The organism is Gemella sp. 27098_8_149 (assembly GCF_041433745.1).
Taxonomy (GTDB): domain Bacteria; phylum Bacillota; class Bacilli; order Staphylococcales; family Gemellaceae; genus Gemella.
This window is the reverse complement of record NZ_JAPWCB010000027.1, coordinates 1-15,145: the sequence shown is the minus strand read 5'-3', so window position 1 is coordinate 15,145 and position 15,145 is coordinate 1. Positions and strand designations below refer to the sequence as shown.

At 33.1% G+C, this 15,145-nt stretch carries 13 protein-coding genes and 18 tRNA genes; 28 read left to right on the top strand and 3 right to left on the bottom strand.

The window, feature by feature from the left end; all coding sequences use genetic code 11:
• Positions 1-10: 10 nt before the first annotated feature.
• The 23 genes from O3801_RS08230 to O3801_RS08120 all read left to right on the top strand — a co-directional run bounded on the left by O3801_RS08230 (position 11) and on the right by O3801_RS08120 (position 5,376).
• A tRNA-Val gene (locus O3801_RS08230) sits at positions 11-86 on the top strand.
• A 5-nt stretch (positions 87-91) separates the two neighbouring features.
• Positions 92-167: transfer RNA gene (locus tag O3801_RS08225), tRNA-Thr, on the top strand.
• 11 nt (positions 168-178) lie between these two features.
• Positions 179-254, top strand: a tRNA-Lys gene (locus O3801_RS08220).
• A gap of 7 nt (positions 255-261) precedes the next feature.
• Positions 262-346, top strand: a tRNA-Leu gene (locus O3801_RS08215).
• A gap of 13 nt (positions 347-359) precedes the next feature.
• A tRNA-Gly gene (locus tag O3801_RS08210) sits at positions 360-434 on the top strand.
• A 14-nt stretch (positions 435-448) separates the two neighbouring features.
• Positions 449-535, top strand: a tRNA-Leu gene (locus O3801_RS08205).
• Positions 536-543: 8 nt separating this feature from the next.
• A tRNA-Arg gene (locus O3801_RS08200) sits at positions 544-620 on the top strand.
• 10 nt (positions 621-630) lie between these two features.
• A tRNA-Pro gene (locus O3801_RS08195) sits at positions 631-707 on the top strand.
• Positions 708-736: 29 nt separating this feature from the next.
• Positions 737-812, top strand: a tRNA-Ala gene (locus tag O3801_RS08190).
• 27 nt (positions 813-839) lie between these two features.
• Positions 840-916: transfer RNA gene (locus tag O3801_RS08185), tRNA-Met, on the top strand.
• Positions 917-944: 28 nt separating this feature from the next.
• A tRNA-Ile gene (locus O3801_RS08180) sits at positions 945-1,021 on the top strand.
• An 8-nt stretch (positions 1,022-1,029) separates the two neighbouring features.
• Positions 1,030-1,122 (top strand) — tRNA-Ser (locus O3801_RS08175).
• Positions 1,123-1,132: 10 nt separating this feature from the next.
• Positions 1,133-1,206, top strand: a tRNA-Met gene (locus O3801_RS08170).
• Between the two features lie 12 nt (positions 1,207-1,218).
• Positions 1,219-1,294 (top strand) — tRNA-Asp (locus O3801_RS08165).
• Between the two features lie 26 nt (positions 1,295-1,320).
• A tRNA-Phe gene (locus O3801_RS08160) sits at positions 1,321-1,396 on the top strand.
• Positions 1,397-1,400: 4 nt separating this feature from the next.
• Positions 1,401-1,473 (top strand) — tRNA-Thr (locus O3801_RS08155).
• A gap of 14 nt (positions 1,474-1,487) precedes the next feature.
• A tRNA-Tyr gene (locus O3801_RS08150) sits at positions 1,488-1,571 on the top strand.
• A gap of 5 nt (positions 1,572-1,576) precedes the next feature.
• Positions 1,577-1,647 (top strand) — tRNA-Trp (locus O3801_RS08145).
• A 192-nt stretch (positions 1,648-1,839) separates the two neighbouring features.
• Entirely contained in the window at positions 1,840-2,724 is an 885-nt protein-coding gene (locus tag O3801_RS08140; RefSeq protein ID WP_371454640.1) for a ParB/RepB/Spo0J family partition protein, read from the top strand.
• Positions 2,702-3,460, top strand: a complete 759-nt coding sequence (locus O3801_RS08135; protein WP_314396066.1) for a ParA family protein — start codon at positions 2,702-2,704, stop codon at positions 3,458-3,460. The genes O3801_RS08140 and O3801_RS08135 overlap by 23 nt, the downstream gene beginning before the upstream one ends.
• Entirely contained in the window at positions 3,453-4,313 is an 861-nt protein-coding gene (locus O3801_RS08130) for a ParB/RepB/Spo0J family partition protein (protein WP_314090429.1), read from the top strand. Before O3801_RS08135 ends, O3801_RS08130 begins: the two co-directional genes overlap by 8 nt.
• Positions 4,314-4,315: 2 nt before the next feature.
• Complete coding sequence (locus tag O3801_RS08125) at positions 4,316-5,179, top strand: mechanosensitive ion channel family protein (protein WP_371454639.1); 864 nt, start codon at positions 4,316-4,318, stop codon at positions 5,177-5,179.
• An 11-nt stretch (positions 5,180-5,190) separates the two neighbouring features.
• A complete protein-coding gene (locus tag O3801_RS08120; protein WP_003143961.1) occupies positions 5,191-5,376 on the top strand; it encodes a DUF951 domain-containing protein in 186 nt (61 codons plus the stop codon).
• 47 nt (positions 5,377-5,423) lie between these two features.
• On the opposite strand, the gene O3801_RS08115 is transcribed toward O3801_RS08120, so the two are convergent.
• The gene (locus tag O3801_RS08115; RefSeq protein ID WP_371454638.1) at positions 5,424-5,972 is read right to left on the bottom strand and encodes a TVP38/TMEM64 family protein; all 549 of its coding nucleotides are present in this window, start codon (positions 5,970-5,972) and stop codon (positions 5,424-5,426) included.
• Between the two features lie 145 nt (positions 5,973-6,117).
• Positions 6,118-6,966: a VOC family protein gene (locus O3801_RS08110; protein ID WP_371454637.1), complete on the bottom strand. Its 849-nt coding sequence runs from the start codon at positions 6,964-6,966 to the stop codon at positions 6,118-6,120.
• Between the two features lie 271 nt (positions 6,967-7,237).
• On the opposite strand from O3801_RS08110, the gene ychF reads away from it, so the two are divergent.
• Both ychF and O3801_RS08100 read left to right on the top strand, forming a co-directional pair.
• Positions 7,238-8,338: a redox-regulated ATPase YchF gene (ychF, locus tag O3801_RS08105; RefSeq protein ID WP_371454636.1), complete on the top strand. Its 1,101-nt coding sequence runs from the start codon at positions 7,238-7,240 to the stop codon at positions 8,336-8,338.
• A gap of 107 nt (positions 8,339-8,445) precedes the next feature.
• Positions 8,446-9,732, top strand: a complete 1,287-nt coding sequence (locus O3801_RS08100; RefSeq protein ID WP_371454635.1) for a DUF6792 domain-containing protein — start codon at positions 8,446-8,448, stop codon at positions 9,730-9,732.
• Between the two features lie 63 nt (positions 9,733-9,795).
• Here O3801_RS08100 and O3801_RS08095 read toward each other — a convergent pair whose 3' ends face one another.
• Positions 9,796-12,129: a transglycosylase domain-containing protein gene (locus O3801_RS08095; protein WP_371454634.1), complete on the bottom strand. Its 2,334-nt coding sequence runs from the start codon at positions 12,127-12,129 to the stop codon at positions 9,796-9,798.
• 182 nt (positions 12,130-12,311) lie between these two features.
• On the opposite strand from O3801_RS08095, the gene tyrS reads away from it, so the two are divergent.
• From tyrS to O3801_RS08080, 3 genes are all read left to right on the top strand, one after another.
• On the top strand, positions 12,312-13,565 hold the full coding sequence (gene tyrS, locus O3801_RS08090) for a tyrosine--tRNA ligase (protein ID WP_371454633.1): 1,254 nt from the start codon (positions 12,312-12,314) through the stop codon (positions 13,563-13,565).
• Between the two features lie 36 nt (positions 13,566-13,601).
• Positions 13,602-14,276 carry a ribose-5-phosphate isomerase RpiA gene (gene rpiA, locus O3801_RS08085; protein WP_102170393.1) on the top strand — a complete coding sequence of 225 codons (675 nt, stop codon included), beginning with the start codon at positions 13,602-13,604 and terminating at the stop codon, positions 14,274-14,276.
• A gap of 17 nt (positions 14,277-14,293) precedes the next feature.
• Positions 14,294-15,145 (top strand): hypothetical protein (locus O3801_RS08080; RefSeq protein WP_371454632.1); only part of this gene is annotated, 852 nt, incomplete at its 3' end.

The window sequence follows — 15,145 nt, the reverse complement described above, 5'->3', positions numbered from 1 at the left end:
CTTTTGATATGGAGGTTTAGCTCAGCTGGGAGAGCACTTGCCTTACAAGCAAGGGGTCAGCGGTTCGATCCCGTTAACCTCCACCATTTATGCCGGCCTAGCTCAGTTGGTAGAGCAACTGACTTGTAATCAGTAGGTCGGGGGTTCAAGTCCTCTGGCCGGCACCATTTAAAATTTAGAGCCATTAGCTCAGTTGGTAGAGCATTTGACTTTTAATCAAAGGGTCGAAGGTTCGAGTCCTTCATGGCTCACCATTCTTTTGCGGGTGTGGCGGAATTGGCAGACGCACTAGACTTAGGATCTAGCGCCTCACGGCGTGGGGGTTCGACTCCCTTCACCCGCACCATTTCTAAATATTCGCGAAAGTAGTTCAGGGGTAGAACATCACCTTGCCAAGGTGAGGGTCGCGGGTTCAAATCCCGTCTTTCGCTCCAATAGTTAATATAGTGCCGGGGTGGCGGAACTGGCAGACGCACAGGACTTAAAATCCTGCGGTAGCAATACCGTACCGGTTCGATTCCGGTCCTCGGCACCATTATATTAGCGCCCATAGCTCAATTGGATAGAGCGTTTGACTACGGATCAAAAGGTTAGGGGTTCGACTCCTCTTGGGCGCGCCATTTAAAATCACGGGAAGTAGCTCAGCTTGGTAGAGCACTTGGTTTGGGACCAAGGGGTCGCAGGTTCGAATCCTGTCTTCCCGACCATTGAAAATATATATAAACATTATTAATTTGGGGCCTTAGCTCAGCTGGGAGAGCGCCTGCTTTGCACGCAGGAGGTCAGCGGTTCGATCCCGCTAGGCTCCACCATTTTAAATAATGAATTTAGCCTTTATTGGCGGCGTAGCTCAGCTGGCTAGAGCGTACGGTTCATACCCGTAAGGTCGGGGGTTCGATCCCCTCTGCCGCCACCAATAATTGTTAGTGAATTCACAGGAACACGGACTCTTAGCTCAGTTGGTTAGAGCTATCGGCTCATAACCGATCGGTCGCAGGTTCGAGTCCTGCAGAGTCCACCATTAATCAAGGAGGAATACCCAAGTCCGGCTGAAGGGATCGGTCTTGAAAACCGACAGGAGTGTAAAAGCTCGCAGGGGTTCGAATCCCCTTTCCTCCTCCATTTTTATTATCGCGGGATGGAGCAGTCTGGCAGCTCGTTGGGCTCATAACCCAAAGGTCGATGGTTCAAATCCATCTCCCGCAATTTTTAATACTAGGTCCCGTGGTGTAGCGGTTATCACGCCTGCCTGTCACGCAGGAGATCGCGGGTTCGATTCCCGTCGGGACCGCCATTTTTTTATGTAAAAATTTAAATAATGCCTCGATAGCTCAGTTGGTAGAGCAATGGATTGAAGCTCCATGTGTCGGCAGTTCGACTCTGTCTCGAGGCACCATGTTGCCGGCCTAGCTCAGTTGGTAGAGCAACTGACTTGTAATCAGTAGGTCGGGGGTTCAAGTCCTCTGGCCGGCATTTTTTTATATTTTGGGAAGATAGCGAAGAGGCTAAACGCGGCGGACTGTAAATCCGCTCCTTCGGGTTCAGTGGTTCGAATCCACTTCTTCCCACCATTCTTAGGGACGTAGTTTAACGGTAGAACAAAGGTCTCCAAAACCTTTGGTGTGGGTTCGATTCCTGCCGTCCCTGTTCAAGGTGTAATCATTTGTGATTACACTTTTTTTTATTGTCTTTAAAATAATATTTACTTTACTTCGGAAATATTCTTTTAAAGTACCGTTTTATAAGCTTTGTTTGATAGTGTATATTGGGAAATATTTTTGACAATTATTTTAAAGTATGATATTGTATTAATGTATATAAAGTTATAGGAGGTAAAATATGACAGAGAGTGTAAAACCATTTAGTAAGCTATATGATTTAACACAGAGAGCAGAAAAAGTAGGTATTTCTGATGATGATGTACTTAGAGAGATTTTAGTTGAAAAGATTGTTCCGAACAAATATCAACCACGACGTGAATTTACTGAAGAAAAAATCAAAGAACTTGCCGAATCAATCAAGCAAAATGGTTTACTTCAATCTATTACAGTTCGTGACATGGGAAATGGTTTCTATGAACTTATTGCTGGGGAAAGACGTTTAAGAGCTATTAAGTATTTACAATATGCTACAACTAAGGCTATTGTTAAGGAATTAACTGATGAACAGATGGCAACTCTTGCATTAATTGAAAATATTCAAAGAGAAGAGTTAACGCCAATTGAGGAAGCACATGCTTATCAAGAATTACTTAGAATTAATAAACTTACTCAAGACGAGCTTGCTAAGTCTTTAGGGAAAACTCAAGCGACTGTAGCTAATAAATTACGATTATTAAAATTAAGTAAAAAGGTTATTGATGCTATAAATACTAAGAAGATTACTGAACGTCATGGTCGTGCTATGGTTAAGTTAGATCCTTCAGCTCAAGAGAAATTATTGATTCAAATTTTATCACAAAATCTAAATGTTTCGCAAACTGAAGAGAAAATAGATACATATTTAAAAATAAAAAAAGATACGAAAGTATTCAATCCTACAGTAAATTATGATGGTCAAAAAGTTATAGCTAAACTTGTAAAAGAAATAGCTAAATTGGAAGAGAAATATAATATTAATCTTAATAAAGAAGAAGAAGAGAATATGGATAGTGTGGTTATCAAGGTTACTGTTCCACGCTATGTGAAAAAAGAGGTAAATGATGAAAATATTAGCGATATGTAATCAAAAAGGTGGAGTAGGAAAAACAACTACTTCAATAAATTTAGCGGCTTCGTTAGCTCATCTTAAAAAGAAAGTACTACTAATTGATACTGATCCACAGGCGAATGCCACAAGTGGTGTTGGTGTAGATAAAGCAGCTATAAGTCAATCAATCTATAATATCCTTGTAGATGAAGTTAATATTAATGATGTAATCATTAAAACAGCTTATGAAAATCTGGATATTGTGCCTTCTAGTATTGCATTGGCCGGTGCAGAGGTTGAGCTTGTATCAGCAATTAGTCGTGAGCAACGTATGAAAAATGCAATTTCTGAAATTAAAGAAGAGTATGATTATGTAGTAATCGATTGTCCTCCATCTTTAGGACTTATTACATTAAATTCATTAACTGCAGCTGACGGAGTAATTATCCCTGTACAGACAGAATATTATGCCTTAGAAGGGCTTAGTCAGCTTATGAATACATTTAATATAGTAAGAAAGCATCTTAACTCTAAATTGGATATTTTTGGAGTATTACTTACTATGACTGATAGTAGAACAAATATTTCTAATCAAGTAGCAGAACAAGTAAGAGAGCATTTCAAAGATAAAGCATTTGAAACGGTTATCGCAAGAACTGTACGTTTAAGTGAAGCTCCAAGTTTTGGTGAACCAATTATTGAATATGCGAAAAATTCTAATGGTGCAAAACAATATTTATCATTAGCTAAAGAGGTGATTGAACGTGGCTAAAAAATTAGGTAAAGGTTTAGGACGTGGACTTGATGCTATTTTCGCTACAGAAAATGTTGAGATAGTTACGGATAATGATAAAATAGTGGAAATTGCACTTGATGAGATCAAAAAGAACCCATATCAACCACGTACTTATTTTAATGAAGAAAAATTAAATGAATTAAAAGAATCTATCGAAAAAAATGGTTTATTACAACCTATTATTGTAAAAAAAGCTGTAAAAGGGTATTACATTATAGCAGGAGAGCGTCGTTATAGAGCATTTGAACTGCTAGGTAGAAAAGAAATTCCAGCTATTATTAAAGAGATGACAGATGAAGAAATGATGGTCTTTGCTGTACTAGAAAACTTACAACGTGAAGATTTATCTGCTTTAGAAGAATCAGAAAGTTATAAAAATCTGATGGATAAGATGTCATTAACTCAAGAGGAATTAGCTAAAAAACTTGGGAAAAGTAGACCTTATATAGCAAATAGTTTACGACTATTAAAGTTACCAACAGAAATTAAAAATAAACTTGAGCAAGGAGTCATAAGTACGGCTCATGCCCGAACGTTACTTTCATTAAAAACAAAAAAAGCTATGGAAGAGGTTTGCGCTTTAGTAGTTGAAAGAAAAATGTCTGTTCGTGAATTAGAAGAATATGTAGCGAAGTTACTGAAACCGAAAGAAGTCAAGAAAGCGAAGGCTAAGGATATTTTTATAGAAGAGCAGGAAAATATTCTTAAAAAGCGTCTTGGAACGTCTGTAACGATTAAACAAGGTCGTAATAAAAAAGGTAAGATTGAAATTGAGTTCAAAGATAATGATGAATTTGAACGTATTATTTCATTATTCAAGGATGAATAATTATGAACATTATTGAAAAAGTCAAAACTTCATTAAGTAACACTGATTTATTTATTGCAGTTTTAGAAAAACTATTGCTTATAATTGGAATTTTTATTATTGCATCAATTCTAGTTCGTATCTTTAATAAAATTATTGATTATCTGATGACAACGAGTGATAATGCCAATAGGAAATTTAATATAAAGTTTAATGAGAAAAGATCAGAAACGTTACACAAACTTGTTAAAAGTGCAGTTCGTTATACAATCTACTTTATTGCATTTTTTCAAGTTTTATCAATCTTAGGAGTTAATACTACGAGTATTGTGGCCAGTGCAGGTATAGCATCGGTAGCTATTGGTTTTGGTGCACAGAGTTTAGTTAAAGATATTATATCTGGATTTTTTATCATTCTTGAAGGACAATTTGATGTAGGTGACAATGTTAAAATTTATAATCAAGCAGCCTTTATTGCTGGAGGTTATGTAATGTCACTTGGATTACGCTCTACGAAAATTCGTTCTAAAGATGGTGAAGTATACTTCATACCTAATGGGACTATTAATCAAGTAGTAAACTATTCTTTAATGTATAACTTAGCATTAGTAGAACTACCAATTAAGATTGATGAGTCTATTGAAAAAATTGAAGAGAGAGTTAATAAAGTAATAGGCAATGCTAATAACTCTAAAGAATATAATGATTTATTATATAAAAATGATAAATTACACATCGATTATATAGAAAAAATTGAGGATAATGTTGTTACTATACATGTTATTGGAAAAGCTAAAGTTGGTAAGAAAAATGAGATCGAAACGAGATTACGACGTGATTTCTATAAAGAATTTAAATCTTTATTAACATCAAATGAAGAAAAATAGGAGGTTGGATTATGGAATATGAATTAAATGACATAGTTGAAATGAAAAAACAACACCCTTGTGGCACAAATAGATGGCAAATTACACGTATGGGGGCAGATATAAAGATAAAGTGCCTAAAGTGTGATAATAACATAATGATGCCAAGACGTGAGTTTAACAAAAAAATTAAAAAAATAGTTGAAAAAAATTCATAATATGAAAAAGCTAGTGAATCTTTAAATAGAATCACTAGCTTTTATGTTTATTTATTAAATTTTTTTGATACTTTTGAGCTTATAAACATAAAGGCCAAAACAATAATTATTCCATATAAAAATTCCATACTTCCAATATTATTTAGAGTAGTACCAAAGTGTAACCAGATCATTTTTCCAGGAATCAGCCCTATAATGTTACCGATGAAATATTTTTTAAAAGATATTCTAGTTAAACCATATGAGTAACAGATAACACTGTTTGGAAGAACAGGGATTAATCTATAGATTATTAGAAACATTGTTAGTTTATTTTCACTTATACCGAAAATTGTATCATATTGTTTTTTCGATAGTTTTTTTGCTAAGTATTTTTCTACATAATCACTGGCAAAGTATCTTGCAATAAAAAACATTGCACTAGTATATATCATTGCAGAAATTATTGAAAGGATAAAACCATGAGTAAAACCAAATAAATAACCACCAATTGCAGAGAATATCCCTGGTGGGAATAAAAATATTGGTAATACAGATGCTAGTATTAAAAATACTATAGGTGCAAAGCTACCAAATTGTGCTATAAAATCTTGCATAGTTCCTCCTTCTGCTAAAATAATATTCTTATTATATCATAAAGCTAGGGAAATAAGCGAATAAAAACTAAAAGTGAGTGACTCGAAAATTGTGATTTCAAAGAAATCGGTTTTGATGAGTCACCCACGTAAAGATTTTTAAATATTATGCTTTTTTTATTAAATGAATTTCAATTCCATTAGGATCATTAATAATAATCTTATTATCATATTCAGAGATGATTTTAGTGTTGTTATTTTTTATATTTTCCACAACTTTATTGTAAGCAGCATCATCAATAAATAGAATTTCAAAATGATCTAAACCTGGAGTTCCTTTTTGTCTAAGGCTTAGATTAGGACCTCCCCATTGATTAACAGCTAGATGGTGGTGGTAATTGCCGTAAGCAATCCAACTAGCACTAGCCACGGTGAATTTATCACTAAATCCTAGTACTTCTTGATAGAAGTTAGAAGAAATGGTAGAGTTTTGAACACTTAGATGAACGTGCCCAATAATAGTTTCTACAGGTAAGGTATATGGCACTACAGTTTCAGAAATATCAAGTAGGTGAGTAGCATCGATAGGTTCTGTTACTCCTATAATTCTCCCATCTTCTTTTATGTCCCAAGTAGATTCGTCTTTATCATAATATACTTCTATTCCATTACCTTCTATATCACTTAGGTAAAGGGCATTACTATAACCGTGATCAGAGCCACCATCTAAAGGTATATTAGAATCTATAAAGTGGCGCAGTATGTTTGCTAGACTTTGTTCATCTGGAACTAGGTATGCTATGTGATATAGACCGTAAGAACGAACTAGAGGCCCATCGACTTTTTTTAAGTGAAGAAGCGGAGTATTATCTGAAGTACCTAAAGTAGCTTCAGTTTCGTTTTTAGAAATTACAGTCATACCCAATGCTTCTGTATAGAATTTAAGTTGTTTGTCAAAGTTTACAACATTAAGTGTTGCTGTACCAAGTTTTATGTTTGAATTATATTTTTTCATAGTTAATTATTATCCTTTTAATTTTTTCAAAAAAATTTATATCTTGTAATATATTTTACATACCAAAATAAATTTTGTAAAGTACGTACTTTTGTAATAGTTAGTATCTTTTACTATACTAATATATAAAATTAGTGATTATTAGCAAAAATATTTTTAATTAGCATAATATTAAATGATAAGTTTTGTGTTTTATGTTATAATAGTTAAGTTGAGTAGGCGAGGCCTAAGTAATATAAGAAATTAATGAAGAAAAGGAGTGATTAATACTATGGCATTAACAGCCGGAATAGTAGGATTACCAAACGTAGGAAAAAGTACACTTTTTAACGCAATTACAAAAGCAGGAGCATTAGCAGCGAACTATCCTTTCGCAACAATTGATCCAAACGTAGGAATTGTAGAAGTACCAGATCACAGATTAAATAAATTAACAGAACTAGTAGAACCTAAAAAAACAGTACCAACATCATTCGAATTTACTGATATCGCTGGTATCGTAAAAGGTGCATCTAAAGGTGAAGGATTAGGGAATAAATTCTTAAGTCACATTCGTGAAGTAGATGCAATTTGTCAAGTTGTTAGATGTTTTGAAGATGAAAACATTACTCACGTTGCTGGTGGAGTAGATCCATTATACGATATCGAAGTTATTAACTTAGAGTTAATCTTAGCTGACTTAGAGAGTGTTGAAAAACGTATCGGACGTGTTGAAAAACAAGCTAAACAAAAAGATAAAGATGCTGTTGCAGAATTTGCAGTACTTACTAAAGTTCGCGACATTCTTAAAGAAGAAAAACCAGCTAGACTTTTAGAATTAGATAAAGAAGAGCAAAAAATCGCAAAAGGATTACATTTATTAACAATGAAACCTATGCTTTATGTTGCTAACGTAAGTGAAGATGATTTACTAGACGTTGATTCTAACAAACACGTAGCAAGTGTACGTGAGTTTGCTGCAAGTGAAGGAAGCCAAGTAATCGTAGTTTGTGCGAAGATTGAAGAAGAAATGGCTTCATTAGAAGATGAAGAAAAAGCAATGTTCTTAGAAGAACTAGGAATTGATGAAAGTGGATTAGATAAACTAATCAAAGCAAGTTATAGCTTATTAGGATTAGCAACATACTTCACAGCAGGTGTCCAAGAAGTACGTGCGTGGACATTCAAAAAAGGTATGTTAGCACCTGAATGTGCTGGAATTATCCACTCTGATTTCGAGCGTGGATTCATCCGTGCTGAAACTGTAAGTTATGATGACTTAGTTGAATACGGAAGTATGCCAAAAGCTAAAGAAGCTGGTCGTGTCCGTCTAGAAGGTAAAGAATACGAAGTAAAAGACGGCGACATCATGTTATTTAGATTTAACGTATAATATTTAATAAAATTCTATATTTTCTCATTATATGGGAAGATATAGAATTTTTATATTCTCTATAAAATATGTTATAATTGTTTTTATATAAAAGAGGTGATTTGACGATGTTAAGATTTTTCCATAATCCTTTGCTTATTGCGAAATTAGCGGAGTATGATTATTTAATTAAAGGAAATAAGAAACAAAGTACAGCAGAATATAAAATAAAAAGAATTATAAAAGATATAACTGGAAAAACATTTGAAGATATTGAAGTATATAATAGTGGAATATCAATTCCAAAGATTACGAAAAATGGATTTCAAGCTACAGCAATTTATATACCAGAACTTAAAGAACTTCTTGTTATTTATAGAGGTAGTGAGAGTGAAGATATTAGTGATTGGTTTTACAATTATACAGGAATAGTTTCAGGAGAAAACACTAGTCAGATAGACTCAGCATGTTTATTTAATAGATTTTTAAAAAGAAAGATTCCGGACTTTGATGTATGCTATAAAGTTGCAGCTGGACATTCACTTGGTGGTCATTTAGCTATCACGGTAGAATTACTTAAGAAAATATACCAGCGAGTTTATACATTCAATACAGCATTACCACAGTTAAAACAATTAAGAAAATATGATAAAAAATATAATAAAAAATTAGAAGAGTATTTTTTAGAAAAAGATTTAGAGGCGACTAATAAACTTCAAGAATTTACTTCTAATTATTATGCAAAAAGCGCTCATCATATATATAATTTTGTAAGAAAAAATGATTTTGTACAATCGTTAAATATGACTGTAGGAACATTTCATGTAGGAAAAACTATAGAATTTCCAGCGATAATAAAAAACTTTGTTGCACCTGAAGAGTTTTTGACTGAAGAAGATACGTATGAATTAGATAAAATTTTCTGTGATTTTTATAATAGATTATTGGAGAAAAATATTACTCCCGATAATGTTGTAGAGAATCAAAAAAAGGTAACAGATGAATTTATAGGATTACTGATTGAAAAAATTAAAAATCCAATTCAACAACAAATCAGTAATTTCTCTTATAAAAAAGTAATAAAAACATCTAATGATGTAGGAATAACAGACTCATATAGAACATTTAAGGCTGTTTATAATTACTTATTGTACTTGGCTCATGCGGGTATTATTCCTGATGATGTAATAAATTGCACTGATAGTAAAGCGGCTACAACTCTTTATGAGAAGCTAATGTGTGATGTAAATAAATCAAATCTTAAGAATTTATTAAAGCCATTACAGGAGTTTTACACATTAACTAAAGTTATTTATACTGTAACTCATGCAAATGGTTTAGATGATGTAGGGAATTGGGGAGAAATAGCTAAAGCACACGATCTTCCAGCTTTATACGATGTGCTAGGAGAATAAGAAGCGTAATAATAAAAATATATAAAAAAGAGGATTGAACTATATGCTCAACCCTCTTTTTTGTTATTCTTCATCTTCTTCTGTAATAACAGTTGGTTTTAAGATTGGAGGAGAAGTTTCAGTAATTGTTACTGTACGCTCTTCTTGCTCTTCTTTTTTATCCTTTTTGTCTTTGTCGTCTTTCTTCTCTTCTTTTTGAACAGGTTTTGTTACATCGACTTTTGAAGGATCGCTAAATGAAATACCCTTATCGATATTATAACCAAACTTCGCCAATGTTTTTTCTTTAGATAGTTCTTTAAAGCCATTTGGAACTATATCTTTTGTACCACCTTTTGCATTGTTATAACCGTTGATACTTGCATCAACGACTGATTTAGGTCGACTAAAGGCAGTATCTGGAGAGATTAAGTTTTTATCAAGTGCATAAATAGCATTCATAACTGCAATCCAGCTTCTTTGAGCATAGTCATAACTTGGTACTTTTGCCGGACTATCGTATCCATTCCATAGACCAACAGTTATTTTTGTAGAACCACCAACAACCCATAGGTCTTTATAGTACTCAGAAGTCCCTGTTTTTACAAATAGGTTTTTAGAATTAAATTTAAGTTTACTTGGCATATCATGAGATGTACCATAACTCTTATTGATTACATCTCCAAGCATATCGACGATTAGATAACTTGTAGATTCTTCGAATACTTTAACTGGAGAGAAATCAGCTTTATAAATTAGCTCTCCATCATTATTTTCGATTTCTTCGATAATATGTGCCTTTTTGTGTTCACCTTTATTTGCAAAAGTAGAAAAGGCACTAGTATTCTCTGTAACTGATAAACCGTAAGTCATACCACCAATGGCAGTAGCTAAGTTAGTCTTATCACTTTCTGTAAGACCTTCAATATCCATTTTCTCTAAGTAATTAGTAACAGGATCCTCTTTATAAAATGCAGAGTATAGCCTTACCGTAGGTAAGTTAAGAGATCTAGCTAAAGCTTCTCTAGCAGGTAGGTATCCACGCTCAGACATGTCATAGTTCTCAGGTCTCCAACCATAATGATTAAATCTCTTATCTAAAACTGTTGAGTTAGGAGTAATGTAACCTTTATCAATAGCTGGTCCATAAACTAATAGTGGTTTGATTGTAGAACCTGGTGAACGACGAGTTCTTGTAGCGTGGTTAAGTTGTTGTTTTTTGTAGTCCATACCACCGATAAACGCTAATACTTTACCAGTACTGTTTTCAATAACCGATGCTCCAATTTCTAATGGATAAACAACACCACCCTGAGTGTGTGTTGGATAAGAAGCGAATTGTTTTTTCGTTTCTTGAAGTGTATCGTAAAGTTTCTTATCAAGTGTAGTTTTTACTTTATAACCACCAGTTATGAATTTAATTCTACTTTTTTCGATTAGTTCATTTCTGTAGTCAGAATCATTTTTAAATTTTTCTTCTCTATTATTCTTTTTAGCAGTTTGCTCAGCTAATATCTCTGCAACTGAACTTCTTACCTCATCACGAATATAAGGGTAATCAGTATATTCTGAATATTTTTGTTTAGCATAAGCGCCTTTAATATCGAATTTCTTCGCTTCTTCAAATTGTTCTTTAGTAATAAAATCATTTGAAAGCATACGTTCTAATACATATTGCTGTCTTTCAAATCCCGCTTGAAGCTCTTCGTCAGGACGGATATTTCCAGCAGAGTCAAATGGTGTATATGTATATGGCGATTGTACAAAACCAACAAGATAAGCTGCTTGAGCTATATTCAAGTCTTTAGAATGAACTCCAAAAACACCTTGTGCTGCAGTTTCGATACCGCTAATGTTTTGTCCTAAGCTATTCTTTCCGAAAGGAGCAACATTTAGATAATTTTCAAGAATTTCATTTTTAGAAAAATGACTATCAACACGAAGTGCTAGTAATATTTCTTTTGCTTTTCTTTCATAAGATCTTGAATTATCAAGAAGCTGATTTTTTACCAATTGCTGAGTGATAGTACTACCACCAGTTGTTCTAGCACCAGTCGCTTCACTATGTGTAGCTCTTAAAACAGCCCAAATATCAATTCCACTGTTAGAATAGAAATTAGAGTCTTCACTTGCGATAATAGCATTTTTAACATTATCACCGATATTTTCGTAAGTAACAGTTTTTCTAATTAATTCGGAGTTGATTGTCCCTAATTTTTCACCACTTCCGAAATAAACTTCACTGTTCTTACTAATGTTATTTATTTGTTCTTTCATTTCTTTTTGGGTTAAGACAGGTTGATCTTTAACTAAGCCACCCACATACCCGATAGCAAGCCCCACACCTAAACTAATTAGTAATCCAATAGAAAGAAGTATGGCTCGCGTCATAGAAGTTAGTATCTTCTTAATTTTCATTGTAATCTCCTTAGATTGCATACTATTAGCTACATTATACCATAATTTAATATAAAGTAGTAAATTATATGCAAGGCTTAGAATAGAATTTATCGTTAAAAATATTAGAAAAAGATAAAACAAAAAATAAAAATATGTTATAATTGAAGTAAGTGTATAAAAATTGATATGGAGGCATTTTAATGAGTAAATTATTAGAAGATTTAAAATATAGAGACTTAGTTTATCAACAAACAGATGAAGAAGGAATAAAAGAATTATTAGAAAAAGAAAGTGTATCGATATACTGTGGTACAGATCCAACAGGAAACTCATTACACATTGGACACTTACTTCCATTTTTAACATTAAAAAGATTTCAACAACATGGACATAAACCTGTTATTTTAGTAGGTGGAGGAACTGGTATTATCGGAGACCCATCAGGAAGAAGCGAAGAACGTCAATTACAAAGTCTTGAGGTAATTGAAGATAATGCTCGTCGTCTTGAAGCGCAACTTCGTAATATTTTCCGTGGAGATGACAATATCGAATTCGTAAACAACCATGACTGGTTAGGAAAACTATCTATGATTGAATTTTTACGTGATTATGGAAAATTAGTAAACATTAATTACTTATTAGCGAAAGATTCAATTTCAAGCCGTCTGGATAATGGGTTATCATTTACAGAATTCAGTTATACTATACTACAAGGTATTGACTATGCTTACTTAAATGAACATCACAATGTAAAATTACAAATTGGTGGTTCTGACCAATGGGGCAACATTACTACTGGTCTAGAAATAATGAGAAAACTTCGTGGGGATGTTGAAGCATATGGATTTACTATTCCATTGATGCTTAAATCTGACGGAACTAAATTTGGTAAATCTACTGGAGGTGCAGTATGGTTAGATCCAGAACAAACAACACCATATGAATTCTACCAATTCTGGTTTAACACTGCGGATACAGAAGTAGTACCGGCTCTTAAAAAATTCACATTCTTAGAAAAAGACCAAATCGAAGTATTAAGAGAAAGTTCAGAAAAAGAACCACACTTACGTCTAGCTCAAAAAGCATTAGCTGAAGAAATGGTGAAAATTGTTCACGGTGAAAAAGCATTAGAAAGTGCATTAAACATTACAAAAGCATTATTCTCAGGAAACATTAAAGAACTAACTCACGATGAATTAAAAGCAGCTGTTAAGGGAATGCCAAAATCTGAATTAGATAAAAAAGAATACAATATCGTAGATTTCTTAGTTGAAAGTAATCTAGTTCAATCAAAACGTCAAGCACGTGAAGATGTAAACAATGGTGCTGTTTATGTGAATGGTGATAAAGTTACAGATTTAGAATATGTTGTAGAAGGTAAAGACAGACTAGAAGATGGATTTACAGTACTTAGACGTGGTAAGAAGAAATATCTATTAGTAGAATATAAATAATTTAAAAGTAACATATACATAAAGAGGGGAACCGAAATGAATCTAAAAGAAGTTGTTGGTAAAAAAGCTGTAGATTATGTAAAAGATGGTATGATCGTTGGGTTAGGGACAGGTTCAACTGTATTCTATTTTGTTCATGCATTAGCTGATAGAGTAAAAGAAGGATTGAATGTTGAAATGGTATCGACATCGATTCAAACGGTTGAACTAGCTAAAAGCCTTGGTCTTTCAATCAAAGAATTAGAAGAAATTGATCATATTGATCTTGCTGTTGATGGAGTAGATGAAATCGATAAGGATTTTAATGCGATAAAAGGTGGAGGAGCAGCATTATTTAGAGAAAAAATAGTTGCTGATATTGCTCGTGAAGTAATCTGGATCTATGATGAGAGTAAAGATGTAGAAAAACTAGGAAACTTCAACCTACCTGTGGAGATCTTGCCATTTGGTTATAGTCATACTATAAGAAAAATGGAAGAAGCGGGCTTAAAACCAGTGTTAAGATTAAAAGATGGAGCAACTCTTATAACAGACAACAATAATTACATTGTAGATTTACACTTAGGTTATGGATTTGATATTAAAGCTGTAAAAGAAAAACTAGAAAGCATAGTAGGAGTAGTAGAGCATGGCCTATTCTTAAACATGTGTAAACTATGCATTAAGGGAACAGAACAGGGAGCTGTAATTATAGAAAATCCAAATAATTAAGGACGTGAAGGAAAGTTATGAGGAAGAGTTATTTAAGAGGAACATGGTTAAAACTATTCTTTGCAATATTGTTCGCTCTGCTGAGTATCGGGGGGACCCAAAGCCTTTATGATGATAGAACAAAATCAGCAGAAGTGCAGTATAAAGAAGGAAAACAATTCCAAAAATCTAGTGGTTATACTTTTATTAAGGTAGAAGCCCTTGAAGAGTTAGATATTACAGATGATAGCTTAAAAGATAATCAAAAATTCTATATGCTCCAGCATGAACATGGATTTGTAATGTTAAAAGCTTCTAAGGAAGATGTTAAGAAATTAATACAAAGTAATGATATACCAAATGAAAAATTAATAGATTTAAAGGATAAAGATATTTACTCTCGTGTTGATGCCATCTTTGAAAGAGGAAGTAAGGGGAGGAAGAATATCTCTCCAGAATTAAAAGAAAAATTTAAAAATGCTGCAGAGAATAGTTCACTAATTAGAGCAAGAGTTTCAGATATAGTTAATGAAATTGTAATAAAGAAAAGTATAGATGATTATTCAAGTAAATTACGAGAAAAACCATTTACTTCACAGTTTTATTTAACAGTGCCTGGTAAAGGATATTATATTGCAACTTATGGAATGGAAGTGCTAATTCTTCTTATTACATTTTTCTTAATTAAATCTGTAATAAAAAATATTAGAAAAAATAAAGCTGAATACGAAGAATTATTCATTAAATATCCGGAGACAGAACGAGATTTAGATATTTTAGTACGAGAAGCAAAATATATAAACAAAAAATTAAAAGTTCTAATATACAAAGATGCATTAATATTATACGGCAAAGGGTTTAATTTCCAATTGTTATCAGGTTTTTCAAAG

Bases quoted from the DNA above. Each gene is read 5' to 3' on its own strand.
- O3801_RS08140 (WP_371454640.1), top strand. From the start codon at position 1,840: ATGACAGAGAGTGTAAAACCATTTAGTAAGCTATATGATTTAACACAG.
- O3801_RS08135 (WP_314396066.1), top strand. From the start codon at position 2,702: ATGAAAATATTAGCGATATGTAATCAAAAAGGTGGAGTAGGAAAAACA.
- O3801_RS08125 (WP_371454639.1), top strand. From the start codon at position 4,316: ATGAACATTATTGAAAAAGTCAAAACTTCATTAAGTAACACTGATTTA.
- O3801_RS08120 (WP_003143961.1), top strand. From the start codon at position 5,191: ATGGAATATGAATTAAATGACATAGTTGAAATGAAAAAACAACACCCT.
- O3801_RS08115 (WP_371454638.1), bottom strand. From the start codon at position 5,972: ATGCAAGATTTTATAGCACAATTTGGTAGCTTTGCACCTATAGTATTT.
- O3801_RS08110 (WP_371454637.1), bottom strand. From the start codon at position 6,966: ATGAAAAAATATAATTCAAACATAAAACTTGGTACAGCAACACTTAAT.
- ychF (WP_371454636.1), top strand. From the start codon at position 7,238: ATGGCATTAACAGCCGGAATAGTAGGATTACCAAACGTAGGAAAAAGT.
- O3801_RS08100 (WP_371454635.1), top strand. From the start codon at position 8,446: ATGTTAAGATTTTTCCATAATCCTTTGCTTATTGCGAAATTAGCGGAG.
- O3801_RS08095 (WP_371454634.1), bottom strand. From the start codon at position 12,129: ATGAAAATTAAGAAGATACTAACTTCTATGACGCGAGCCATACTTCTT.
- tyrS (WP_371454633.1), top strand. From the start codon at position 12,312: ATGAGTAAATTATTAGAAGATTTAAAATATAGAGACTTAGTTTATCAA.
- rpiA (WP_102170393.1), top strand. From the start codon at position 13,602: ATGAATCTAAAAGAAGTTGTTGGTAAAAAAGCTGTAGATTATGTAAAA.